Annotated in this window: 28 protein-coding genes and 1 pseudogene; 19 read left to right on the plus strand and 10 right to left on the minus strand. The window is 68.3% G+C overall.

Features of this window, described 5'->3' with window-relative positions; translation table 11 throughout:
- Nucleotides 1–278 (plus strand): transposase (locus ID574_RS58535; RefSeq protein ID WP_188197741.1); only part of this gene is annotated, 278 nt, incomplete at its 5' end.
- Nucleotides 279–518: 240 nt separating this feature from the next.
- Here the strand turns inward: ID574_RS58535 and ID574_RS58540 are convergent.
- Nucleotides 519–1,388: a helix-turn-helix transcriptional regulator gene (locus ID574_RS58540; RefSeq protein WP_188197742.1), complete on the minus strand. Its 870-nt coding sequence runs from the start codon at nt 1,386–1,388 to the stop codon at nt 519–521.
- 372 nt (nt 1,389–1,760) lie between these two features.
- Between ID574_RS58540 and ID574_RS58545 the strand changes: the two genes are divergently transcribed.
- Nucleotides 1,761–2,762 carry an NHL repeat-containing protein gene (locus ID574_RS58545; protein WP_188197743.1) on the plus strand — a complete coding sequence of 334 codons (1,002 nt, stop codon included), beginning with the start codon at nt 1,761–1,763 and terminating at the stop codon, nt 2,760–2,762.
- A gap of 206 nt (nt 2,763–2,968) precedes the next feature.
- On the opposite strand, the gene ID574_RS62220 is transcribed toward ID574_RS58545, so the two are convergent.
- Both ID574_RS62220 and ID574_RS58550 read right to left on the minus strand, forming a co-directional pair.
- Entirely contained in the window at nt 2,969–3,094 is a 126-nt protein-coding gene (locus tag ID574_RS62220; RefSeq protein ID WP_262496193.1) for a hypothetical protein, read from the minus strand.
- Nucleotides 3,095–3,424, minus strand: a complete 330-nt coding sequence (locus ID574_RS58550; protein ID WP_188197744.1) for a hypothetical protein — start codon at nt 3,422–3,424, stop codon at nt 3,095–3,097.
- 332 nt (nt 3,425–3,756) lie between these two features.
- On the opposite strand from ID574_RS58550, the gene ID574_RS58555 reads away from it, so the two are divergent.
- From ID574_RS58555 to ID574_RS58565, 3 genes are read left to right on the plus strand one after another with little or no spacing between them, the layout of a single operon-like run.
- On the plus strand, nt 3,757–4,116 hold the full coding sequence (locus ID574_RS58555; RefSeq protein WP_188197745.1) for a hypothetical protein: 360 nt from the start codon (nt 3,757–3,759) through the stop codon (nt 4,114–4,116).
- 4 nt (nt 4,117–4,120) lie between these two features.
- A complete protein-coding gene (locus tag ID574_RS58560; RefSeq protein WP_188197746.1) occupies nt 4,121–4,618 on the plus strand; it encodes an RICIN domain-containing protein in 498 nt (165 codons plus the stop codon).
- Nucleotides 4,619–4,661: 43 nt separating this feature from the next.
- Nucleotides 4,662–5,036 (plus strand): hypothetical protein, encoded by a 375-nt coding sequence (locus ID574_RS58565; RefSeq protein ID WP_188197747.1) that lies wholly within the window; start codon nt 4,662–4,664, stop codon nt 5,034–5,036.
- Nucleotides 5,037–5,097: 61 nt separating this feature from the next.
- Here ID574_RS58565 and ID574_RS58570 read toward each other — a convergent pair whose 3' ends face one another.
- From ID574_RS58570 to ID574_RS58580, 3 genes are all read right to left on the minus strand, one after another.
- Nucleotides 5,098–5,718 carry an MBL fold metallo-hydrolase gene (locus tag ID574_RS58570; RefSeq protein WP_188197748.1) on the minus strand — a complete coding sequence of 207 codons (621 nt, stop codon included), beginning with the start codon at nt 5,716–5,718 and terminating at the stop codon, nt 5,098–5,100.
- Entirely contained in the window at nt 5,719–6,804 is a 1,086-nt protein-coding gene (locus ID574_RS58575; RefSeq protein WP_188197749.1) for an S-(hydroxymethyl)mycothiol dehydrogenase, read from the minus strand.
- A gap of 78 nt (nt 6,805–6,882) precedes the next feature.
- Nucleotides 6,883–7,455 carry a zinc-binding dehydrogenase gene (locus ID574_RS58580; protein WP_336245684.1) on the minus strand — a complete coding sequence of 191 codons (573 nt, stop codon included), beginning with the start codon at nt 7,453–7,455 and terminating at the stop codon, nt 6,883–6,885.
- Nucleotides 7,456–7,514: 59 nt separating this feature from the next.
- Here ID574_RS58580 and ID574_RS58585 point away from each other — a divergent pair, with 59 nt between their 5' ends.
- The 6 genes from ID574_RS58585 (at nt 7,515) to ID574_RS58605 (ending at nt 10,458) form a co-directional block, all read left to right on the plus strand.
- A complete protein-coding gene (locus tag ID574_RS58585) occupies nt 7,515–8,378 on the plus strand; it encodes an ABC transporter permease subunit (RefSeq protein ID WP_223168200.1) in 864 nt (287 codons plus the stop codon).
- On the plus strand, nt 8,375–8,623 hold the full coding sequence (locus tag ID574_RS58590; protein WP_188197750.1) for a hypothetical protein: 249 nt from the start codon (nt 8,375–8,377) through the stop codon (nt 8,621–8,623). Before ID574_RS58585 ends, ID574_RS58590 begins: the two co-directional genes overlap by 4 nt.
- A 73-nt stretch (nt 8,624–8,696) precedes the next feature.
- A complete protein-coding gene (locus tag ID574_RS58595) occupies nt 8,697–9,299 on the plus strand; it encodes a TetR/AcrR family transcriptional regulator (protein WP_188197751.1) in 603 nt (200 codons plus the stop codon).
- Nucleotides 9,300–9,423: 124 nt separating this feature from the next.
- Nucleotides 9,424–9,798 carry a DoxX family protein gene (locus ID574_RS58600; protein WP_188197752.1) on the plus strand — a complete coding sequence of 125 codons (375 nt, stop codon included), beginning with the start codon at nt 9,424–9,426 and terminating at the stop codon, nt 9,796–9,798.
- 68 nt (nt 9,799–9,866) lie between these two features.
- Nucleotides 9,867–10,013 carry a hypothetical protein gene (locus tag ID574_RS61370; RefSeq protein ID WP_223168198.1) on the plus strand — a complete coding sequence of 49 codons (147 nt, stop codon included), beginning with the start codon at nt 9,867–9,869 and terminating at the stop codon, nt 10,011–10,013.
- A 229-nt stretch (nt 10,014–10,242) separates the two neighbouring features.
- Nucleotides 10,243–10,458 carry a hypothetical protein gene (locus ID574_RS58605; protein ID WP_188197753.1) on the plus strand — a complete coding sequence of 72 codons (216 nt, stop codon included), beginning with the start codon at nt 10,243–10,245 and terminating at the stop codon, nt 10,456–10,458.
- A 9-nt stretch (nt 10,459–10,467) separates the two neighbouring features.
- On the opposite strand, the gene ID574_RS58610 is transcribed toward ID574_RS58605, so the two are convergent.
- Together ID574_RS58610 and ID574_RS58615 are read right to left on the minus strand one after the other, a co-directional pair.
- Complete coding sequence (locus tag ID574_RS58610) at nt 10,468–11,067, minus strand: MarR family winged helix-turn-helix transcriptional regulator (protein WP_188197754.1); 600 nt, start codon at nt 11,065–11,067, stop codon at nt 10,468–10,470.
- The gene (locus tag ID574_RS58615; RefSeq protein WP_188197755.1) at nt 11,057–11,779 is read right to left on the minus strand and encodes an SDR family NAD(P)-dependent oxidoreductase; all 723 of its coding nucleotides are present in this window, start codon (nt 11,777–11,779) and stop codon (nt 11,057–11,059) included. Before ID574_RS58615 ends, ID574_RS58610 begins: the two co-directional genes overlap by 11 nt.
- A 217-nt stretch (nt 11,780–11,996) precedes the next feature.
- Here ID574_RS58615 and ID574_RS58620 point away from each other — a divergent pair, with 217 nt between their 5' ends.
- A complete protein-coding gene (locus ID574_RS58620; protein WP_223168201.1) occupies nt 11,997–12,410 on the plus strand; it encodes an MFS transporter in 414 nt (137 codons plus the stop codon).
- A 235-nt stretch (nt 12,411–12,645) separates the two neighbouring features.
- On the opposite strand, the pseudogene ID574_RS58625 reads toward ID574_RS58620, so the two are convergent.
- A pseudogene (locus tag ID574_RS58625) lies at nt 12,646–13,121 on the minus strand (ATP-binding cassette domain-containing protein); the annotation flags it as partial.
- A 253-nt stretch (nt 13,122–13,374) separates the two neighbouring features.
- Here ID574_RS58625 and ID574_RS58630 point away from each other — a divergent pair.
- From ID574_RS58630 to ID574_RS58640, 3 genes are all read left to right on the plus strand, one after another.
- Nucleotides 13,375–14,037 carry a response regulator transcription factor gene (locus tag ID574_RS58630; RefSeq protein WP_188197756.1) on the plus strand — a complete coding sequence of 221 codons (663 nt, stop codon included), beginning with the start codon at nt 13,375–13,377 and terminating at the stop codon, nt 14,035–14,037.
- A complete protein-coding gene (locus ID574_RS58635) occupies nt 14,034–15,149 on the plus strand; it encodes a sensor histidine kinase (protein WP_188197757.1) in 1,116 nt (371 codons plus the stop codon). Before ID574_RS58630 ends, ID574_RS58635 begins: the two co-directional genes overlap by 4 nt.
- A gap of 266 nt (nt 15,150–15,415) precedes the next feature.
- Nucleotides 15,416–16,909 carry a DUF1349 domain-containing protein gene (locus ID574_RS58640; RefSeq protein ID WP_188197758.1) on the plus strand — a complete coding sequence of 498 codons (1,494 nt, stop codon included), beginning with the start codon at nt 15,416–15,418 and terminating at the stop codon, nt 16,907–16,909.
- Nucleotides 16,910–16,956: 47 nt separating this feature from the next.
- Here the strand turns inward: ID574_RS58640 and ID574_RS61375 are convergent, their stop codons facing one another.
- A complete protein-coding gene (locus ID574_RS61375) occupies nt 16,957–17,103 on the minus strand; it encodes a hypothetical protein (protein WP_223168202.1) in 147 nt (48 codons plus the stop codon).
- On the opposite strand from ID574_RS61375, the gene ID574_RS62330 reads away from it, so the two are divergent.
- From ID574_RS62330 to ID574_RS58660, 4 genes are all read left to right on the plus strand, one after another.
- Nucleotides 17,059–17,982 carry a response regulator transcription factor gene (locus tag ID574_RS62330; protein ID WP_270094327.1) on the plus strand — a complete coding sequence of 308 codons (924 nt, stop codon included), beginning with the start codon at nt 17,059–17,061 and terminating at the stop codon, nt 17,980–17,982. The genes ID574_RS61375 and ID574_RS62330 overlap by 45 nt on opposite strands.
- Nucleotides 17,983–18,376: 394 nt before the next feature.
- Nucleotides 18,377–19,999, plus strand: coding sequence for a hypothetical protein (locus ID574_RS58650; RefSeq protein WP_188197759.1), 1,623 nt, complete (start codon nt 18,377–18,379; stop codon nt 19,997–19,999).
- 1,120 nt (nt 20,000–21,119) lie between these two features.
- Entirely contained in the window at nt 21,120–21,572 is a 453-nt protein-coding gene (locus ID574_RS63345; RefSeq protein ID WP_442939469.1) for a helix-turn-helix domain-containing protein, read from the plus strand.
- Between the two features lie 79 nt (nt 21,573–21,651).
- Nucleotides 21,652–22,245: a transposase gene (locus ID574_RS58660; protein WP_223168199.1), complete on the plus strand. Its 594-nt coding sequence runs from the start codon at nt 21,652–21,654 to the stop codon at nt 22,243–22,245.
- Nucleotides 22,246–22,259: the final 14 nt, after the last annotated feature.

Consider the following 22,259-nt stretch of genomic DNA (forward strand, 5'->3'; position numbering starts at 1 on the left):
TCGCCGGCTTCCCGCGCGAGATCTGGCCGCAGATCTGGTCCAATAACCCGCAGGAACGGCTGAACAAGGAAATCCGCCGCCGCACCGACGTGGTCGGCATCTTCCCCGACCGGGCCGCGGTCATCCGGCTGGTCGGAGCGGTGCTGGCCGAACAGACCGACGAGTGGGTCGAAGCCCGCCGCTACATGGGCCTGGACATCCTGGCCAAAGCCCGCGTCCAGCTCGTCGCCAGCGACACACCGATCCAGCAACCGCTCCCGCAGACACTTACCGCTTAACCTGCAGAAACAGGATCACGCGAAGATCGATTCATACACCACGTCCGTGGACGTGACCCAACGTGATAGCCGGGTACGCTCGTGGCGCACGTTAAAAGACAAGTTGAGAGGTTGTTACAGATCAGGTGCTCATCCAGGTCGGCCGACACGTGTCGCTTGATGTTGATGGCTTGGGGACGCGGAAGTCGACCTCCCGATACCGGGCAGAGTATGGATGGGCCGTCGCTCCGGGGCGCGCCGTCAAGAATCGACCCTGGTGTCGCCGGTGGCGGGTGCGTTTCCCCGATGCCAGGTGGCGAGAATCCTTAGATTATCGTCGGCACGTGAGCCGGGCTCAGCCGTATAGATGGTGAGCAGTTGGTCCGGGTCATCAGGCAAGTGCAGCGTTTCGTAGGTAAGGGTGAAATCTCCGAAGAGTTGGTGCCTGAACTCCTTGACGCCGTGGGTCTTCCTCTGCACCGTATGCATCGCCCAGTGCCGGCGGAACTCCTCACTGTGCATCAAGAGTTCGCCGATGAGGGCCGCGAGCTCAGGGTCGTCGGGGTACCGACCGGCGTCGATGCGCAGGTGGCCGACGGTGTCGCTCACTACCTGCTCCCGATTCGGATACAGGTGCTTGACGTTCTCATCGAGCAGGATCAACCGCGCGAGGTTGCGTTTGCGGGTGGGCAGCGCGGCGAAGTCGCTGATGAGCGCACAGGCCAGTGGATTCCATGCGAGGATGTCCATCCGCCGGCCGAAGACGAAGGCGGGACTGGTCGGCAGGGCGTGCAGCAATTGGCGTAGACCAGGGCGAACTTTCTGCGGGCGCGCGGCCCCGGCACGCGTGTGGGCCGGCTTGGCGAGTTGGTGGAGATGTACGCGTTCGTCGTCGGTCAGCCGCAATGCGGTCGCCACGGCGTCCAGCACCGCTTGGGAAACGCTGTCACAACGGCCCTGCTCCAGCCGGATGTAGTAGTCGACACTGATCCCGGCAAGGTGAGCCAACTCCTCCCGGCGCAGGCCAGGTACTCGCCGTTTTCCCAGCCCCGGTGACAGTCCTACTTCCTCGGGCTGCAGACGTGCGCGACGGGTGCGAAGAAAGTCGTTCAGATCGGTGCGTCGTGCCATCACCACCCACACTAATCGGTTCGAGGCCGCCCGGGGTGATCCTGCGGGACCATAGGTTCACCGTTCCCAGGGCCCGGTTAAGCCCTGGCTACCGGCGACCTCCTGCCTGATCATCGATGGCATACCGAAGGGCGGATCGCAGTGCGCCATCCTGGCCGCCGCGGAGACCGCCCGCAACATCGCACCTGCGGAATCGCACGCTGCACGGCATCCCGGTGACCGCTGTGGCCATCACCTGCACGCCGGGCCCGCGGGGCGTCACGGGGAAACGCGCGGCGCGGGAATCGGCGTTCGCTCTCAACTTCCCGCTGGCGAAAGGAAGGATCTTTGATGCGTGTCCCGACTGTTCGTGTTGCCCTCACGCTCATACTCATGACCCCTCCGATGGAGGCCTCCGCCGAGACCGGACTTCCGGACCCTGTGCCGTTGGCCCCGGCCGAGGAACACCGGCAAAGTGCGCCGGGACAGGTCGTGCCACGGCAGGTCGGCGCCAGGACCGACCTGCCGCACCGATACATCGTCCCGGGCCCGCAGGGGTTTCCTGGCGGGCTGGCGTACGACCGGATCACCGACCGGTTCTTCACCGGAAGCACGCAGGACGGCACGTTGTTCGTGGGAAAGCCCGAACGGGTTGAAACTCAGGTGTGGATGCGGGGCGGGGTGCATGGCCGCACGACGACGTCGGGGATGATGACCGGCGAGGACGGTCGGCTCTACGTCGGTGGCGGCCCGACCAACCGCATGTGGATCTACGACATTTCATCGCGCCAGTTGCTGGCCACACTCTCCGGCGTTCCCGGCGGCTTCGTCAACGACATCGCGCTCGCGCCGGACGGCACAGCTTACGCCACGGACTCGATCAGGCACCTCATCTACCGGATCGCCGAACAGGCTGGGCGGTGGAGCATGGAGCCCTGGCTCGACCTGGACGGCACCCCTGTGGAGCGCGTCGACGGGCACAACCTCAACGGTATCGTCGCGATCGACGACGAGAACTTGATCTCCGTCCACAGCCAGTCCGGCAAGCTGTACCGCATCAATCGGCTGTCCAAGGAGGTCCGCCAGGTCGAGATGGGTGACACCCTCCTCTTCGGTGGCGACGGCCTCGTCTGGCACGGCGATCGGCTCTACGTGGTACGAGGCGGACTCTCCCCGCAGAACCCACAACCGCAAGTTTCGGTGCTGCGGCTTGCGGAGGACCGGTTGAGCGCCGAGGTGGAGTCCGTGATCACGAACCCGGACTTCCTGCATCCCAGCAACGCGCGTGTCGTTCACGATCGCCTACTGGTAGTCAACAGCCAGTACAACACGGGCCAAAATGGCGGCCAGCCGCAGCTACCGTTCACCATCTCAGCCATCCCACTTGCGGACTGATCCCGGACACGCCGGACATCCCCTTGCTGATGCAGGTCGGCGAGGACGATGTGCGCGATGTCACCCACGCCTTTCGCACCTGGCCGAACACCTCACCGACCAGACAAATCCGTTGGAGTCCATCTCGTCCTCGACGCCATGCACGCCGAGTTGGACAGCACCGGCGTGGACATCGGCGTCCCGGCACCGAGCAGGACCTGCCTCGGTTACACCAGCAGGCCGTCGACGCCCTGGAGAACGAGACGCCGATGTGCCGGGAGCCGGCGGGCGCACTCGCCGGGCTTCCAGGTCAGGAGGTTGCCGGTGCGGATGAGCTGGCCGTAGTGGCACACCTACTGGTCCTGCCAGGTCAGGAGCGCGGATGCGGCTGGAGACCGTCTTGCGGGCGCGTTCGGCTGCGTCACCGGTCCGGCGCACGCGTTTCTCCAGCTCCTCGACGAGCCGCCGGCGATCCCGGTCAGGTCCGGCGGCTCGTTCATCGTCGCCCACATGGAGGACCGCGTGATCTCCTCCTGCAGCCGGGCGAGCCGGTCCTGGTAGCCCGCCTTGGCCTGCTCGTCGAGCTCCGCTGGCGCGTCCCAGGCGAGCCGCACGTCCGGGACGTCCACGCCCGGCTGACGGAACAGTACCCTCAGGTCGTGCAGGCCCCTGGCGTCGGGCACCAGAGGGGGTGCGGCCGCGTAGGTGAGCGTCCAGCCTCGCCCAGACCAATGCCATCTGAGGCGCCCGCGATCTCCAGGCCAGCGTCGGCCGCGCGAGGGCGAGTTCCGAGCTCGGCTCGCCTGGTGGCGGGTGGAGATCTTCTCGGAGAAGACCCGGGTGACGCTCGCCGCGGGCCAGGACGTGTCTGCCCGCGCCGCGACGTCCCGCCGAATTGGATGCGCCGCCCGGCTTCCGGAAACGATGCCGTCGTTTCAGTGAATTTTCAGCGCGTGTTCCTAATGTGCAGCGCGAAGAGAGTGTTTCTCATTTCACCGCGTCAGGAGAAAGCATCTTGAAGAAAGACTGGGTACGAGCCATGCAGGCCGCTGCCGGAATCACCTTCGCGCTGGTGATGGCGGTGGCCGTCCAGGGACCGGCATCGGCTGCCGACACCCTCAGAGCCGAGCACGGCTCCGACACCATCGTGGCCCATCTCCCCGGCCGGCAGGTTTACGTGAGCGATCGCGAGGACGACGGTAACGACGTGGTCGGGCAGGTCGAGTGGTGGGATTCGCAGAGGGGCGGCTACCGCATTCAGCCCGTCTGGGACCGGACCGTGGACGGTGACGCCGTCTACTGGCACGCGCCTGGTCCCATCAACAAGGTGCGGGTCTGCGAAGAGACCGGCTCGTGCTCCAACTGGGAGTGGTGAGCCGATGACCTCGCTGGGAAGATTGACGGAACTCCGCGTGATGAAGAGCGCGGTCACGGTCGCGGTGGCGACCTTGGCGATCGTCGGTGTGGCCCCGGCCGGAGCGGCCGCCTCCGTGATCTACTGGAAATACCGGCACACCGTGACCGGCACCTGCCTGACGACCTACGCGAGCGGAAAGATCCTCACGCTGCCCTGCGAGCAGGAGAACAACGCCCAGGAATGGCACTGGATCAACAGCTCATGGAACGGCGACTACCGGCTGCTCAAGAACAAGTGGACCGGTAAATGCCTGATCTCGACGGAACCGGTCAGCTCGGGCAGTTGTGAGGACTGGACGAGCAGGCATTGGGGGAACGTCCGGCTCAACGACGGCACCTACCTGCTGCTGAACTCTCAGACGAGGAAATATCTGATCCCGGTCAGCGGCGGCGTCGGGCTGACTGATTCTCTCGCGTCCAGCGCCTGGCAGGCGCAAGCGCTCGTCATCGTGAAGCCGTGACCCTTCGCCGCTCCCCGCTCCCGCTCGCGACTGCACCCTTCGCATGGACGCCGCAACGTCCACCTCCACCGGAGCCGGCGCGGTGATCCGCTCGCACTGGCTGTGCCCCGAAAACGACTTCGCCGACCGTTTCTACGTCTCCGACGCGCTCGCCGGGCGGTTCCCCCAGCACCTCAAGAGCCGGCCGTTCGAGGTCGTGCGTCGGCGACGGCGCAAACGTGGTCGCCCGCGTCGAGTACGAGCTCGGCGCCTTCCGGTTCCGCCGGATGTCGTCCCACCCCGCCGTCACCGGCGTGCTGCGCTACCGCAACCGTGGGGCAGGCGGCTGACCGCCCGTGTGCCGGGACGGGCCGGGCCGTCCACCGACGAGTGGATCGAGGTGCCCGCCGGCCTCGACGACGACGTCACCGTCGGCTGACAGCGCGCATCGGATGGCTGGTGTCGTCCGGTGCGTCCATCGGTGCTTTCAGGGCATCTGCTCAATGCCCTCGGCGTATCCATTCCTCCAAGCGAGGCTGCTCGGTGCCGATCATGGTGTCGGGTCCGTGGCCGGTGTGCACGATCGTCTCGGGCGGCAGGACGAGCAGTCTGTCGCGGATCGAGGGGATGATCGTCTCGAACGACGAGTACGAGCGCCCGGTGGCGCCCGGCCCTCCCTGGAAGAGGGTGTCCCCGGTGAAGACCGCACCGAGGTCGGGCACGTGGAAACAGCAGGCGCCGGGAGTGTGGCCCGGTGTGTGGAGCACCCGCACTCCCGTGCCCGCCACCTCGATGATCTGCCCATCGGCCAGTTCGCCGTCGGGCTCGCGCCCGGGATGCGTGAGCCGCCACAGGGGCAGGTCGGCAGGATGGAGGAGGATCGGCGCGCCTGTCAGGCGGGCGAGTTCAGGGGCGTGCCGGACATGGTCGTCGTGGGCGAGGGTGGCCAGCATGGCGAGCACCCGCCTGCCGGCGACCAGCTTCATGATGGCCTCGGTGTCGTGCGGGGCGTCGAACACCACGCATTCGGTGTCGTCCCCGAGCACCCAGACGTTGTTGTCGACGTCGAACGTCTGCCCGCCCAAGGTGAAGGTCCCGGAGGTGACGGTGTGGTCGATCATCTAGAAGGTCACCACCGAGCGGAGCACCTCGCCGGCGTGCATCTTGGCGAACGCCTCCTCGACCTCGTCCAGCGCGATGGTCTCGGTGACGAACTTGTCGAGCGGCAGCCGGTTCTGCAGGAACAGGTCGATCAGCATGGGGAAGTCGCGGCTGGGCAGGCAGTCGCCGTACCAGGACGACTTCAGCGACCCGCCGCGGCCGAACACGTCGAGCAGGGGCAACTCGATCCGCATCTCGGGCGTCGGCACCCCCACCAGGACGACGGTTTCGGCCAGGTCGCGGGCGTAGAACGCCTGCTCGTACGTCTCCGGGCGGCCGACCGCCTCGATGACCACGTCGGCGCCGTGGCCGCCGGTGAGGTCGCGGATCGCCTCGACGGGTTCGGCCGTGCTGGAGTTGACGGTATGGGTGGCGCCGAAGTCTCGCGCCCATTCCAGCTTGCGGTCGTCCACGTCCACTGCGATGATCTTCGCGGCTCCGGCCAGCGATGCGCCCAGGATGGCGGCGTCACCGACGCCGCCGCAGCCGATCACGGCCACGCTGTCGCCTCGGGTCACCCCGCCGGTGTTGATCGCCGCGCCGATCCCGGCCATCACGCCGCAGCCCAGCAGGCCCGCCACCTGGGCGGGGGCCTCGGCGGACACTTTGGTGCACTGGCCTGCCGCCACCAGTGTCTTCTCCGCGAACGCACCGATGCCCAGCGCGGGCGCCAGCTCGGTGCCGTCCTTGAGCGTCATCTTCTGCTCGGCGTTGTGGGTGTTGAAGCAGTACCAGGGACGGCCGCGCAGGCAGGCGCGGCACTGGCCGCACACCGCGCGCCAGTTGAGGATCACGAAGTCACCGGGACGCACGTCGGTGACGCCCTCGCCGACCGCCTCGACGACGCCCGCGGCCTCGTGGCCGAGCAGGAACGGGAAGTCGTCGTTGATCCCGCCTTCCCGGTAGTGCAGGTCGGTGTGGCAGACCCCGCATGCCTGGACGTTCACCACCGCCTCGCCAGGTCCCGGGTCGGGAACCAGGATGGTCTCGATGGACACCGGCTCGCCCTTGGCGCGGGCGACGACGGCTTGAACCTCGTAGGTCATGGGATCGATCTCCTTCTCATCGGTGCACGCGGATGGGAAGCGACTCCCAGGCGCGACAAGGTGTTGTTGTGATGGCGATCAAATCTCGACGAGGTAGCTGGTGAAGCAGCCGTCGCCACTGGCGACACCGGAGATCGCCTCGTTGATCTCGTCGAGTGGCCAGCTCTTGGGCTGCAGCACCGAGATGTCGATCACCCCATGACGGATCATCTCGGCCAGCTCCATCCCTTCGGCGGTGGTGAACCAGACCGAGCCGATCAGCTCCATCTGCTCGTCCATCCACCACTTCACGTCGACGCCGAGCTCACCGGCCGTCCCCCCGATGTTGACGATCCGGCCGCCGCGCTTCACGCCGTACATCGCGTCCTTGAGCGAGTCGAGTGAGGCGACGGCGCCGAGCGTGTCGACCATGAGGTCCGCACCCCGGCCGGCGGTCGAAGACTTCACCCAGGCCGCGGTGCCGCCTTCGACGTTCGAGAACGTCTCGATCCGGTCGGGGGCGAGCGCCTGCAGTCGCTCCAGCAACCGGGTCCCGCGCGCCACGTCGTAGATACGTGAGACGCCGAGCGCCAGGGCCACCAGGGTGACGCCGACTCCGAGCGTTCCCGTCGCGCCGTTGATGATCAGCGACTTGCCCGCCAGAGGGCCCAGCTTCTTGACCGCGGCGAAGGACGTCGCGGACCTTCCCCAGCCCGTTCGGAAGAGGGCTGATCGAGTTCGGGGGCCTGCACCTGACGGTGCAGCAGGCCGGGTCGCTGATCACGCTGCTAGCCGTCATGGGCGCGACGGCGCTGCTGTTCAACCGGACCAGTGTCGGACTGCGGCTTCGCGCGGTGGCGCAGAATCCCGCCTCGGCCACGCTCCTCGGCCAGCACCAAGGCCTGTGGCTCATGGTGGGATGGGCCGTCGCCGCCGCGGTCGGCGCGTTCGCCGCGGTCGTGGCCGCGCCGGTCCTCACGCTCTCGCCGGGGATGATGACCTTCCCCCTCCCCCTGGCACTGGCCGCCGGCACGCTCGGCGGGCTGTCCAGCCGCGTGGGGGCGGTCGTCGGGGGCATCCTGATCGGCATCGCCGACAACCTGGCCAGCCGGTACGTGCCCGGGCTGGACAGGGATCTCGCGATCATCGCTCCCTTCGCCCTCACCGCCCTCATCGTCATGCTGCGGCCGGCGGGACTCTTCGGCATCTTCATGGCGCGCTCCCCGATCGAGCCCCCGGCCTGGAGCGGACTCACCGAGGCGCAGTTCGGGTTCCTCATGTGCCTCGTCGCGCTGGCCCTGACCCTCCTCGTGCTGCGCAATCTGGTCACCGGCCGGCTCGGCCGAGCCTTCGCGGCCGTCCGGACGAGCGCACTTCTGGCGGCCGCGAACGGGGTCGACGTCAACCGCACGAAGCTCATGGCCTTCGCCGTCAGCGCGGCGGTCGCCGGGACAGGAGGCGCGTTCTACGCGCTCGTCGCGGCGATCGCCGTACCGGACAGCTATCTCGTGCCTTCTCGATCACGCTCCTCGCGGCGAGCGTCGTCGGCGGCAGCAGGACCTGGGCCGGCGCCCTCGTCGGCACGGCAATCGTGATCTATCTCCCCAAGCTCTCCGAGACCGTCGTCGGCGCCGAGTCCGCGGGCAACTGGTCCCAGCTCGTCTACGCCTGCGGTCTCGTCCTGACCCTCATCGTCGCGCCGTCCGGCCTCGTCGGTGACCTCTCGCGCCTGGCACGTCGCGCCACCGAGCCTCGGGGGGATGTGCCTCCGGTGCTCGGATCCCATGCGCGCCGCGCCGACGAGGCGGCGCCCGGCAAGCAGATGTCCGACCTCACGTAGGCCCCCCACCGAGAGGATTCCCCTGGTGCGCTACAGAAGTACGCAAGAACAACCGAACGGATGTGGAGTATCAATGGCTCGGCTGACGCGAGAGCAGAAGCAGGCACTCACGCGGGAGAAGCTTCTTCTCTCGGCGCTGGATGTCGTCGCGCGCGACGGCTATGACGGCGCCTCGGTCGAACGCATTGCCGAGGAGGCCGGCTTCTCGAAGGGCGCCTTCTATTCAAACTTCTCCTCGAAGGAGGAGATCCTGCTGGAACTGCTCGAAGGGAATGCCGGCCGCGACGTCGACGAGCTCTCCGAACTGCTTCGCGAGGTCACGGATCCTGACGAGGTGATCGAGATCGTCGCCCGGTGGAGTGACTCCCGTGCAAACGAGCAGAAGTGGGGCATCATCGCCATCGAGTTCATGCGCCGTGCGCAGCGCGACGGCACCCTGAGCGATCGGCACCGTCAGCTCTTCGTGAGTCAGTGGGAACAGGCCGGCGCGCTCCTGCAGAGCAAGCTCCTCCCCGGCCGTGAGCCGAGCATCAGCGCACTCGACCTCGGCGGGATCGTCCTCGAACTGACCTACGGCGGTATCTCGAGCTTCCTCAAGGCCAACACTCCGGGCCAGATGATCCGGCACGTGCTCAAAGCGCTGCGGAGCTCGGTCCACGTGACGCACTCGGGATGAGGACCATACGACGCGTATGCATGCGGTGACGTCCGGACGCCGCCACATCCTCTCCCCCTGACATCCAGGCGATGACCGCCTGCGAGTAGTACCCGTTCTCCCTTCACCCTTCAGGAGTTCAGCCATGGACATTGCCTTTCGGCTCGCCTGCATCGCAATCGGCCTGCCCTTCGTCTGGCTCGGCTACGAGGCCGTCGCCTCGCCCGGCGCGCGTGTCGCGATGGCGGCCAAGCTCCGCATCCCCCGCCCGGAGATCGCCGTGCGATTCAATGGGGTCGCGATGGTCGCGGGCGGCATCGGCGTCGCCACCGGCCTGCTGTGGCAGGCCGCGGCGGTCGGCCTGGTGATCTCGCTGATCCCGACGACGCTCGCCGGTCATGCGTTCTGGGCGGACACCGATCCTCAGGTGCGCAAGACCAACCGCATCCAGTTCCTCAAGAACCTCGGGCTCATAGGTGGCCTCCTCGCCGTGGCGCTCGCCCCGTACGTCAACGGCTGAGCGCTCGGCGGGGGGACCGTCCGACGGGCCCTCGTGGGGCTGGTTCAGGGGGCGGCGTGAAGCGCTCGATGTCGTCGAGCACCTTGCCGGCCGCGATGGGTCCGGCGGCGCTGCTCCAGACGTTTCCCTCGACGGCGGCGGTCTGGCCCGCCTTGACGGCCGGGAGGCGGGCGAACGCCTTCGCGGAGCGGTTCGTGCCGAACGCTACGCCGTGAGTGCCTCGATCACCTGCTCATCTATGGTGAGCGGCACCTGCGTAAGGTTCTGGCCGAGTACGAACGCCACGTCAACCATCATCGCCCGCATCAGGGCCGTTCGCTCCGCCCGCCGTTGCACGACCCCGACGAGGTGATCCCTGATCCACCGTCGAAGGACCGTCACCGGACTGATCAGCGAGTACCGCAGAGCGGTCTGATCGCCCTGCAAACGCCCAGCTCAGCAACTGTGTCCGCGTTCTGGCACCGCACAGGCGGCGGCCTGGCCACCGAACTCCTCGACACCGTCCGCACCGCCGCCGGCCGCCCGCTCAGGCTGGAAGTCTCCTCGGAAGGCGCGGCCGCCATCCGTTTCCACGAGCGCCCCGGCTGGACCAGAACCGACAGCAGCCGCGCCACCTGGCTCAACGCCGCCGGCGAACCCACCCCGTGCACCACCAGGTGAGCCCCTGGCTCACTCCCCGACCTGCCCGGACAGGTTCGGGCCCTCGAATCCGGCGAGCAGTTCCCGCAGCAGGCCGGCGAGCTGCTCGCGGCGTTCGGGCGGGAGGTGGCCGACAAGGTTATCCTCGGCCGTGAGCAGGTCGGCGACGACACGGTCGAGCAATCCGTTGCCCGCCTCGGTGAGGGTGACCGCGCGCGCGTGGTAGCCCGACCCGGCAGTGGTCCGTTCGACCAGCCCGGCCTTGACCGCCCGCTCCACTCGCTGGGTGATCGCGCCGCGCGACACCTTGCACGCCTCGGCCAGCTCGCCCGGGCTCATCCGGTACGGCGCTCCGGACCGCCGCAACGTGGACAGCAGATCCAGCGTCGCCACGTCCACGCCCAGCCGCGCCAGGGTACGACGCCGCTCGTCACCGAACACCTTGGCGGCCCACCAGATCCGGGTGATGATCCCGATCGACTCCACCGGAACCCCCGGCAGCTCCCGCCGCCAGGCCTCCTGAATGTCGTCGGCACCGTCGCGAGTCGACTTGCCGGCCGGGAAACCACCGGCGCCGCGCTCACCGGCCTCAAGGGGTGCGGCGCCGTCGGGCGGCGGGTCAGCGGCCACGTTCGGCTCCGCCGTTCACCTGGATGACCTGCGCGGTGACGTGCCCCCCACCGGGCGAGGCGAGCCAGTGCACGGTCTCGGCGATGTCCTGCGGCGTGCCGGCCCGGCCGGTGCTGGTCTGCGCGACCAGCGTCGCGCGCCGCTCGTCGCTCAGGCCGCCGCCGAAGAACTCGGTGTCCTCGATGAGCCCGGGCGCGACCACGTTCACCGTGATGCCGCGCGGCCCGAGCGCGTCGGCCAGGTCGAACGCGTACGGGTGCAGCGCCGCCTTCATCGGCCCGTACGAGCCGCCGCCCGACCCGCGGATGGCCGCGATCGAGCTGAGGAACACGATCCGCCCGGACGGGTTCAGCAGGTCGCGGAACGCCTCGGTCGGCAGCACCGCCGTCAGCACGTTGGCCCGGAAGTTGCCGGTCCACCGCCGCGCGAGATCGCCCGGCCCGCCGTCCAATTCGACGTTGCCGCCGGCGTTGTTGACCAGCACGTCGATGGTGCCGAAGCGGTCGGCCAGCTCGGTGCGTACCCGCTCGACCTCGGCCGGCTCGCTCAGGTCGGCCGGCAGCGCGACGGCGCCGATCTCCTTGGCCGCCCGCTCCAGCACGTCGGCCCGGCGGCCGATGACCACGACCCGGTCCCCGTCGGCCGCGAAACGCGCCGCCACCGCCTTGCCGATGCCGGTGCCGCCACCGCTGACCACGATCGTGCGCGTCATATCAATCCCTCCTTGAGTTTAGGTCTAAACTCAAGCTAGCACAGAGACCCGGATGGCCTTGAACGCGAGGACGGCGTGCCACGCTGCAGTTCTTCATCACGGTTGATGTGACCGTGGTCAATGTCGCCCTGCCCTCGACGGGCGCCGACTTCGGCGTGGACGGTCACGCACTGACCCGGGTCGTGGTCAGGTACACGATCACCGGCGGCGGGTGCTGATGCTCGGCGGCCGACTGGGTGACGTGCTCGGCAGGCGCCGCGTCCTCCTGCTCGGCACAACTCCTTTCGGTGCCGCCGGGCTCGCGCCCTGGTTCGCCGGGCTGGTCGCAGCCCGGCCGTTGCAGGGTGCCGGTGAGGCGATCGCTCTTCCTGCAGCGATGGCAATGATCGTGCTCATGTTCCCCGAGGGCTCACGCAGGTCGCGGCGGTGGATCTTCCTGGTATCCGTACCTTTCATCCTGGTCGTACTTCTTGCAGCGGTCCTCCTCGTGCCGAGCGAACGGCCTGCCGAGCCCGCACCCATGGACCTTCCCGGTTCGCTCCTGCTGATCGCGGCTCCGCTGCTGTTCACCCTCGGAGTCATCGAGGCAGGAGAGGCGGACAGCGCAATGGCGTATCTCGATCTTGTTTGATCAGCGGGTTGGCCGCGTAGTACGGCGGGGGCCGCAGGAAAGGGACCCAGACCACGGGTACCCCTCTTGCGGCCTACCCGGTTCGGGACGAGACCGACGGAAAGGACCCGGCCAAGGGCACCTCGCCGGCGGTCGACTTCTCTCGGCGGCCGGGTCCGGGAACCGGTCTGGAGCAATCCAGGCACACCGCGCCCGGACTCGGCCCAACGCCTTCGCCCTGTTGTACACCCCCTCCACGGCCCTGAGCGGCCAGCGACCGCAGGAATCGGCGCATCCAGATGATGCCGTCGGGGTCCATGCCGTTGAACGGCTCATCGAGCATGATGATCGGCGGGTCGCCCAGCAGGGCCGCGGCGCTCCCGAGCCGCCGGCGCATGCCGAGCGAGTAGCCTCCGGCTTTGCGCCGGGCCACCGAGGCCAGGCCGACCAGGTCGAGCGCGTGGTCCACCCGCCGCACGGCCAAGCCCTGCGCGTGTGCCAGCCACAGCAGGTGGTTACGCCCACTGCGGCCGGGGTGCAGCGCCGCCGCGTCCAGGAGCGAACCGACGTGGTCCAGCGGACGCCGGAGGTTGCGGTACGGCATGCCTCGATGAGCGCCGCGCCCTCGTCGACCGCGTCCAGCCCCAGGATCACCCGCATCGTGGTGGACTTCCCGGCCCCGTTCGGCCCCACGAAGCCGGTCACCACACCCGGACGGACGGAAAAGGACATGCCGTCGAGGGCCAGGGTCGCCCCATACCGCTTGCGCAGTCCGCCGACGACGATCCCCGGGGCGCTCCTCACAGCAAGCTCTCGGTTCGAGATGAACTCATGCCGACGGTTGCACGCGGAACCCGGTTCCCGCCGGGTCGCGCCCGCTGCGACCGGGCTGCGACCGGGGATCTGGCATCGTTGACGGCATGGCATCTCGACCCGGCGGCCGGTTCGGCCGCCCCGCCCACGCGACAACCGGCGGTGCGTGGCGGTGAGGGTCCTCGTCGTCGAGGACTTCGAGGTCCTCGCCCGTTCCATCGGGACCGGGCTGCGCCGCGAGGGCATGGCCGTCGACGTCGTCCTGGACGGGACCGCCGCCCTCGACCGCCTGGCCGTCACCCGCTACGACGTGGTGATCCTCGACCGCGACCTGCCCGGCGTCCACGGGGACGAGATCTGCCGTCGACTGGCCCACGGCCGTTGCGAGACCCGAGTGCTGATGCTCACCGCCTCCGGCACGATCGAAGACCGCGTCGACGGGCTCGGCCTCGGCGCCGACGACTACCTGCCCAAGCCCTTCGCGTTCGCCGAACTGGTCGCCCGTGTCCGTGCCCTGGCCCGCCGCGCCACCCCGCCGCTACCGCCCACCCTGGCATACGGGGACATCACCCTCGATCCCGCCCGACGTACCGCGTTCCGGGCTGGTCGGCGGCTCGAGCTGAGCCCCAGGGAGTTCGCCCTGCTCGAATGTCTGCTCGCCGTACCCGGCCTGGTCCTGTCCGCCGAGGAACTGCTCGAGCGCGTCTGGGACGAGGCCGCCGACCCCTTCAGCAGCGCCGTCAAGCACACCATGCACCGGTTACGGGCCAAGCTCGGCGACCCGCCCGTGATCGAGACCATCCGCGAAGGCGGTTACCGCATCGGACCGTCATGACCTCCCGGAGGCTTGCCGGCAGGTCCCTGCAGAAGCGGCTCGCGCTCGCCTACGCGGCGGGCATCTACGCCGCCGGAGTGTTCGTGCTCGTCATGGTCGCCGTCCCGCTCGCCAGCATCGACGCGGCCGTCCCCAAGGGCCCGCCCTCATCGAGCACGATCACCGAAACCGGGCCCGGGATCAGCCTGCCCCCACTCCTCATCGGATCCGCCGTCGCGCTGGTCATCCTGATCCCGGTCGCCCTGGCTCTCGGCTGGTACGTCGCCGGCCGGTTCCTGCAGCCGCTGCGCGCCATCACCGCCACCGCCAAAGTCATCTCCGCCGGAAACCTCCACCAGCGCCTCGACCTCGGCGAGCCCACGGACGAGCTGACCGAGCTCGGCCACACCATCGACGACCTGTTCGCCCGCCTGCAAGCCTCCTTCGACGCCCAGCGCCATTTCGTCGCCAACGCCTCCCACGAGCTGCGCACCCCTCTGGCCGGGCTGCGCACCCTCCTCGAAGTCGCCCTCGCCGACCCCGACGCCGACACCGACAGCCTGCGCTCGGCGTGCCAGGAGGCCCTCGCTCTCGGCGCGCACCAGGAGCGGCTCGTCCAGGCACTGCTGGACCTGGCCACCAGCGAGCGCGGTGTCACCCGCTGGGACACCCTCGACCTCGCCCACGTCGTCGAAGGCGTGCTCGCCTCCCGCCGCGACCAAGCCACGCGAAAGGGCATCAGCCTGGCCGAACATCTCCCGCCCGCGGTGACGGCCGGCGACCCGGGACTGATCGAAAGCCTCGTCGCCAACCTCATCGACAACGCCATCCGCCACAACCACCCAGACGGGCACGTCCAGATCACCACTCAGACCTGCGGCACGCAGGCGGCCCTCACGGTCACCAACACCGGGCCGCTCATCCTCGGCGACCAGATCCAGCGCCTCTTCCAGCCCTTCCAGAAGCTGGCGCCCGATCGTCACGGCCGCGGCGACGGCTACGGTCTCGGCCTCGCCATCGTCAACGCCGTCACGCAAGCTCACCACGCCACCCTGACCGCCGGCGCCCGCCCCGGAGGCGGCCTGTCCATCACCGTGCGGTTCGCACACGGAGCTCGTCCGAACCGTCCCTGACATCAGGGAGGACTGCGCGGGGGCGGCACCTGCCACCCGTATCGGAGCGCTGGAAGGCGGTAACGCAGCACGTGCCGGCTCGCTGCCGCCATTGACCGATTGGTCGCCGCTCAAGGCCACGCACCGCTGGTCGTCGTGCGGGCGCGGCGGCGCGGACCGGCCGCCGGAGCTGGCCGCCACTGCTCAACGATGTCAAATTCCGGGTCGCAGCCCGGTCGCAGCGGCTGCGACCGGGCCGGTACCGGGTGCCGCGTACAACCGTCGGCATGAATTCATTCACACCTCACCGATCCAGCCGACGGGCCGGCTTCTCCGCGTCGCTGCGCACGGAGTGGGCCACGTTTGTCTCCGTACGGGGCTGGGTCCTCGCCATGGCGGCCTCCGTGCTGGTCACCGTGTCGCTCGGGCTGCTGATCGCCGGTGGTGCCCGCAGCACCTGCGTGACCGGGAAGGGAGAGGGCCCCTGCCCTGCGCCTTTGGTGGGGCCCGATGGCACGGCGGTGAAGGACAAGTACTACTTCGTGCACCAGCCGCTCACCGGGAACGGCAGCCTCACCGCCCGGGTGTCGGACATGACCGGGCAGATCCGACTGCCGGACACCGTACCCGGGGTGCGCAACGTCAAGGAGGGAGTGGTGCCGTGGGCGAAGGCCGGGCTCCTCGTCAGGCAGAGCCTCAGACAGGGCACGCCGTACGCCGCCGTCATGCTCACCGGGGCTCACGGCGTGCGGATGCAGCACAACTACATCCACGACGTGCCCGGCGGCCCTCACAACGGCCCGCAGTGGTTGCGGCTGACCAGGTCGGGCGACACCATCACCGGCTATGAGTCAGACGACGGCAAGGCATGGACCGAGGTCGGCACGGTCGAGCTGACCGGGCTGCCGGAGACGGTCGAGATCGGGCTGTTCGCCACCTCGCCAGGCGCGTTGTGGGACATGGCGCAAGCCTTCGCCCAGGCCACCGCCACCTTCGACCACATCACGCTGCAGGGCGCGAACGGGTCGTGGCGCCGCGACGACGTCGGCGTCGTCATGGAGTCCGACGGCAAGACCCCGCATCACCCGGGCGGGGTCGTCGAATCCGGCGACAAGCTCATCGTCACCGGGGGCGGTGACATCGGGCCCGCCACGATGGAAGGCGGTCTGCGCGCCGACCTCATGCTGATCGGCGGGGCCCTGGGGCTGATCCCGGTGCTCGTGGTGGCGGTCACGTTCGTCACGGCGCAAGGCCGGCGCGGGCTGATCGGGACCGGCCCGCCGGCGCGTCCAGGGCGGCTGCTGGCGGCCAAAGCCGCGGTGATGGGGTCGGTCGCGTTCGTGGCGGGGCTGGTGACCTCGGGGGTCGTGGTCCCTGCCGGGCTGGCGCTGCTGCGCGCCAATCAGAACCCGATCCAGCCGCTCACCCTGGGCACCGGGTTGCGGGTGATCGTCGGCTACGCGGCGCTGACCGCGGCCGCCGCCGTGCTGGCTCTGGGCCTGGCCGCGCTGATCAAGCGGGCCGTCATCGCCAGTGGGCTGGCCATCGCGCTGGTCGTCGTACCCTACTTCCTGGCGACCGCGGGTCTCGCGCCGTGGCTGCTGGTGATCACTCCTGCCGCCGGGTTCGCGATCACGCAGAGCGTGCCCACGTTCGCGCATGTGGACGTGCAGCAGTCACTCGGGGGTTACTACCCGCTCCCGCCATGGGCGGGTTTGGCTGTGACCTGCGGGTATGCCGCCATCACCCTCGCGGCGGCGAGTGCGAGGAGGACGGCGTGATCATTTGGGTAGTGATCGCTGATGAGCAATCGGCCGTCCGCGAAGTACTACGCGTAATGCTGGACGGCGAGCCGGACATTGAGGTGGTCGGTCAGGTGGCCGATGGGGCCGAGGTCGTGCTCCACGCGTTGTGGCAGCGCCCCGACGTGGTGGCCGCGAGGCTGCCGCCCGCGTCCGCTACCGAGGCGCGACAACGGCTCACCGCTCGTGAGCTCGAGGTGCTTCGGCAACTGGCCCGAGGGCTCAGCAACGCGGAAATAGCGACCGCGTTGACGATCGAGGAAGGCACGGTCAAGGCCCACGTTCCCGCGTCCCGTACGCGGTGGGATGGGGGAAGTCGGCGCACACGCGATACGGGAGAAATCGGAGGGGGGACTGGGAACGGGCTGGGCCAGCAGGGAAGCGTCGCCTTGAGATGCCTGGGCCAGGGCGTCGGCCGGGCGGGGCCATGGGGCTCCAGGCCGAACCAGGCGCGCGAGACGATGAAGGACGCGTTCACCGTGACCCCTGGTCCTGCCCCAGGCGCTGGGATCGGTTGTCTGCCCGCCTTGACGATCAGTTCGTCCCAGAGGGCGGCCACGTCCCGGCCGTGCAGGGCACAGGTCTTCTCATCTCGACACCACGAGGCGAACCTGTGCAGGTTGCTCTCCAAAGCCCGGGCGCGGGACAGGAGCCCGTCCAGTAAGGATCGGTTGCTGTGGTCCCGGACGCTGTCAAAGTACATCCGGCCCCACTCTTCCGCGTCGCCGCTCGGCCGCCTTGTCGAGGTGCTGGCCGAGATGCCCTGGACGGCCGTCCCGAACGAGCGGCTGACCGGACCACTCGGCCTCGATCGCACCTTCACCCTGCCCGAAGAGCTCATCTGGCATCGGCTCGCAACGCTAGATGAGAATTCCAGAACACATCCGATCCCGCATAACCGCAGGTCAGACCATGATCAAAGCGCGCCCTGCAGGATTCGAACCTGCGACCGTCGGATTAGAAGCAAGATCATTAAGTGCTGCGCCGTGCCGTTGGGTGACGGTTCGCGCCACCTCAGCGCGTTTTATATGTCACGCGGTGCCGGGTCCTGATGGCGCGTGACGGGGCGTACGAGCACACACCGAGCACGACTGACACCTAATTGATCTTTACAGGCGGCGCCACACAATGAATCCTCCATCCCACAGCACGCCGGCACTCTGTAGCGATGACGGTCGCTGCGCTCGGCCCGTGCTCCAACACCCGAACGTCCGTCAGATCGCGCAACCAAAGGAAGCGAGCAATTCTGTCACGATTCGATATCAATGCGCGAAAAGCCGAGACGATCGCCGACTGTCGGATCTTGACGGAGTGTGCGATTTCTGGCTTGATCAGGGCATTTGGATCTTTCCCATCGCCTCACGAGCGGAGATCTCTGTGCGCCTGTTATCCATGGCACGTTCCCGCCCTCTCGCGTCACCGCCCGCCCGACTCGCTCGCCGGTCGTTGAGCCTCGTCTCGGCCCTGGCCACGGCGGCTGGGCTCCTCGTCGCGCTGAGCCCGGCCGCTTCTGCCGCCGACACCACGACGGACCTCGGCGTGGACCACAGCGCCTACAGACCGGGCGATCTGGCCCTCGGCAATGGAAAGGTCTTCGTCTCGAGCGGGGATCAACTCGTTGTCGCCGATACCGACGGTGATCTCCTAGGCGAGGTCGGCGGGCTGACAGAGGCCTCCGGGCTGGCGATGTCGCAGGACGGCGCGCGCCTGTACGCGGCGCTGGTCGGTCCGCAGCAGGTCGTCGAGATCGATACGGCCACCCTGGAGATCACCCGAAGCATCGACCTCCCGTCGTACCCGTGCCCGACGCACCTGGCGCGGTCCGGCGAGTGGCTGTGGGTAGGCTACGGCTGCGACAGCAACTGGAACGGCGGCGTGGTCGGGCTTGATCTGACGGTGACGCCACCTCAGCCGATCGTGGTCGCATCAGGGATCTTCGGCGCTCCGCTGCTCGCCGCCAACGGGGGCACGCTGGTCGTGGGGCAGGTGGGGACGAGTACCGGCCGCCTGTTCGTCTATGACGTGAGCGGCACTCCCAGCTTGCGCGGCGAGATCGATGGATTCACGCACGACCTCGACCGCCTGGACGATCTCGCCGTCACCCCGGACGGGTCGAACTTCTTCTCGGTGGCCTCTGCCGAGCGCCGGACCGATCTATGGGATGCCAACAGCCTGGAGAGAATCCGCTCCTATACGGGGGAGTCGGCCGCCGAAGGCTCTCCCTCGTCCGTCGCGATCAGCCCGGACGGGGCGTACGTGGTGGTCGGGGAGGCTGACGGCGCAGACCTCGTGATGTACGACGCGGTGACGGGGGCGACAATCCACGCGCTCGACAACCTGGCGGTGGCCGGAGGCACAGGCCGCCTCACGTTCTCGGGCACGGACGTCTTCGCCGTGAAGACCACCTCCTCCAGGCGGCTCCACTTGTGGCGGGTGGAGGACATCACTTTCCCGGCCTCCGCGCTGAGGCTGACGCCCCCGTCCGGCGGGGTGGTGAACCAACCGCTCACGCTGACCGGCCGCCTCGAACTGCCCGGCGGAGCGGCGGCGGGAGCGAAGCCGCTCACGGTGACCCGCCACCTGCCCGACGGGACCACCGAGATGCTCGCCGACGTGACGACCGCCCCGGACGGGACCTTCACCATCACCGACACCCCGGCCTCCGGCGGGGCATACACCTATGCCGTGCTCTGGGACGGTGACGACGACTTTCGCTGGAGCACGGCTTCGGCGAAGGTGACGGTCAAGAAGACTTCGTCGCTCACGGTGACGGGGCCCTCAGAGTGGCCCGTCGGCGCCGCCCTGACGCTCAGCGGCGTGTTGCTGCCCACGCCCCCGCCCTCGGGATGGGGTTACGCGCTCACGGTGAAGCGCACCATCACCAACGCCAATGGCACGGTCACGACCACACTACCGGGCGTGCCCGCCCGTAAGAATGGGACGTACAGCTTCTCCGACAGACCGGCCGAGACAGGGCACTACACGTACACCGTCGAGTGGGCGGGAAACGCCGGCTATACGCCCGCGAAGGCCGACCACGAGGTGGAGGTCAAGGAGAGCATCGAGTAGTCGCGTGCTCGGGGTCACGACTGGGCGGAACCGCCCCTGACCTCCTCGTGGCGCTCACCGCGCACTCATCTCGGGAAGCTCAGGCGGCCGCGGAACTCGGCGGTGGCACTCTGGATCGCGTCTACGACCTCCGCCACGCCTGGTCTCGACCTGGCTCAACGCGGGCGTACCAGCCACCCAAGTCGCAGCCTGGACCGGTCACAGCGTGGAGGTCTTGCTGCGCATCTACAAGTGCGTCGTAGGCCAGGACGAGGCCGCCAAGCGCCGCGTCGCCGACGCCCCCAAGGAGGAGTGCAGCCCGGCGATAGCTGTACACCACCGGACTCATAATGAGGGCCCCTGACCGCATTAGTGCAGGTAAGAGGCCCTCTTGTGCTGCTTGTGAGTTGCGCCTGTTCAGTGTCGGGTGATGGTTGACGTCACAGCCCCTCCTCGCGTGCGGTTTCCCGCACCACTTCGGCGAATCGGTGCAGTAGGTAGGCCAGCCGGGGCGGTGGGCCGGTCACAGCGTGGAAGTCCTGCTCAGGATCTACGCCAAGTGCATCGTCGGTCAGGATGAGGCAGCAAGACGGCGCATCGATCAGGCATTGAGGGACGACGGTAGCGATCCATGATCGAAAATGTCCACCGATCGTGGGTAAGCATTGGGTAGAGACGCCCGTACACGCTCGGCAAGAGCCGTAGACAGCCGGACGTGCGAAACCCCCGTCGTCCTGCATCAGTGCAGGTCAGGCGGGGGTTTTCCCTGGTGGGGACAAGCGCGCCCTGCAGGATTCGAACCTGCGACCGTCGGGTTAGAAGTGGAGCATCTCTTACCTCGCTCTCACCGTCGCCGAGCTGCGAGTACACAAAGCTGGTCGCTGGTTGAGGGGAAGATCATCCCATGTATCCCGCGATGAGTTCTACCGCACGCCCTGCGTGAGGGAACCCAAACGATCTGCATAAGAGTAGTAGCCCACGTCGCAACGCGATCTGATCTTCGGGACTTATATGAGGGGTGTCCACGATTGAGGATGATTGCATTCCCCGACTACCTACTGCTGCGTTCCTCAAAGGGTGTGGGATTGCCTCTGGCCAGGAGCCTTGAGCAGGCGGATTCTCATGGCAGGAGGGTTCCGCCATGCCGAAGCTACTGTTCGCGCGGGCTCCGTGCGATGAGAGGGAAGAACGCACTATGCGCCGGTTGGCCGGTGCCCGGCACGCTCCCGGTGACTGGATCCAGCGAGCCCGGATCGTGGTGGCCAGCTGGGACGGGCTGCGGGTGCCGGCAATCGCGGCCAGACTGGGCTGTCACCCGCAAACGGTGCGCCGGCGGTTACACCGGTTCAACGGCGAAGGGATCGATGGCCTGGGTGATCGGCCCGGGCCTGGGCGACGACCGCGGCTCACCGAAAGCGAGCGCAGCCAGATCATCGCCCTGGTCAAAACGACCCCGCCAGGGCGACCGATGCTTGATCCGTGGCTGAACGGGCTGGCCGCCGCCGAGGAGGAAGATGCACCGGGCGTGTGGACGCTGGACACCGTGCCGCCGGAATCGAGGTCGGTCGCTCTCAAGTGCGCCGGATCCTGCTGAAGGAAGGGGTGAGATGGCGCCGCCCCCGATCCTGGACCACCAGCAAAGACCCGGAATTCGCCGCAAAAGATCCCGGATCGTGGACCTCTATGCGCGCCCGTCGTCCGGCGCGATAGTCATCTGCGCAGATGAGCTCGGCCCCGTGGTGCCGCGGGCCTTCCCACCCGCATCCGGCTGGTCGCCTGATGGGCACCGGATCAAAGCGCCGCTGGACTACTCTCGCGGCCCTGAAAAGACCTGGGTATACGGAGGTCTGCGCATCGCCGACGGGACCGCGGTCACCATGACCGCCCCGTCCCGCAGCAGCCGCTACTACCAGCAGTTTCTCGCCAAGATCGAGAATGCCAACCCTGGCACCGCTCCCATCTTCGTCATCACCGACAACTTATCCAGCCACAACAGCTACGCCACCCGGGAATGGCTGGCCGGCCATCCCCGGATCCGGCAGGTCTTCATCCCGGTCGGCGCCTGCTGGCTCAACCTGCAGGAGGCCTGGTGGCGAATCTTCCGGCGGCATGCCATCGCCGGGCAGTGTTTCGTCGGCCCCGACGACATCGACTACGCCACCCGCATCGCCACCGCCCAGCTCAACACCCAGGCCAAACCCTGGGTCTGGGGACGCCCACCACCGCCACCACGGCAGCTACGCCGACGGTTCACCTACACCCTTTGAGGAACGCAGCACTA

Source organism: Nonomuraea sp. SYSU D8015 (genome assembly GCF_008065375.1).
Taxonomy (GTDB): domain Bacteria; phylum Actinomycetota; class Actinomycetes; order Streptosporangiales; family Streptosporangiaceae; genus Nonomuraea.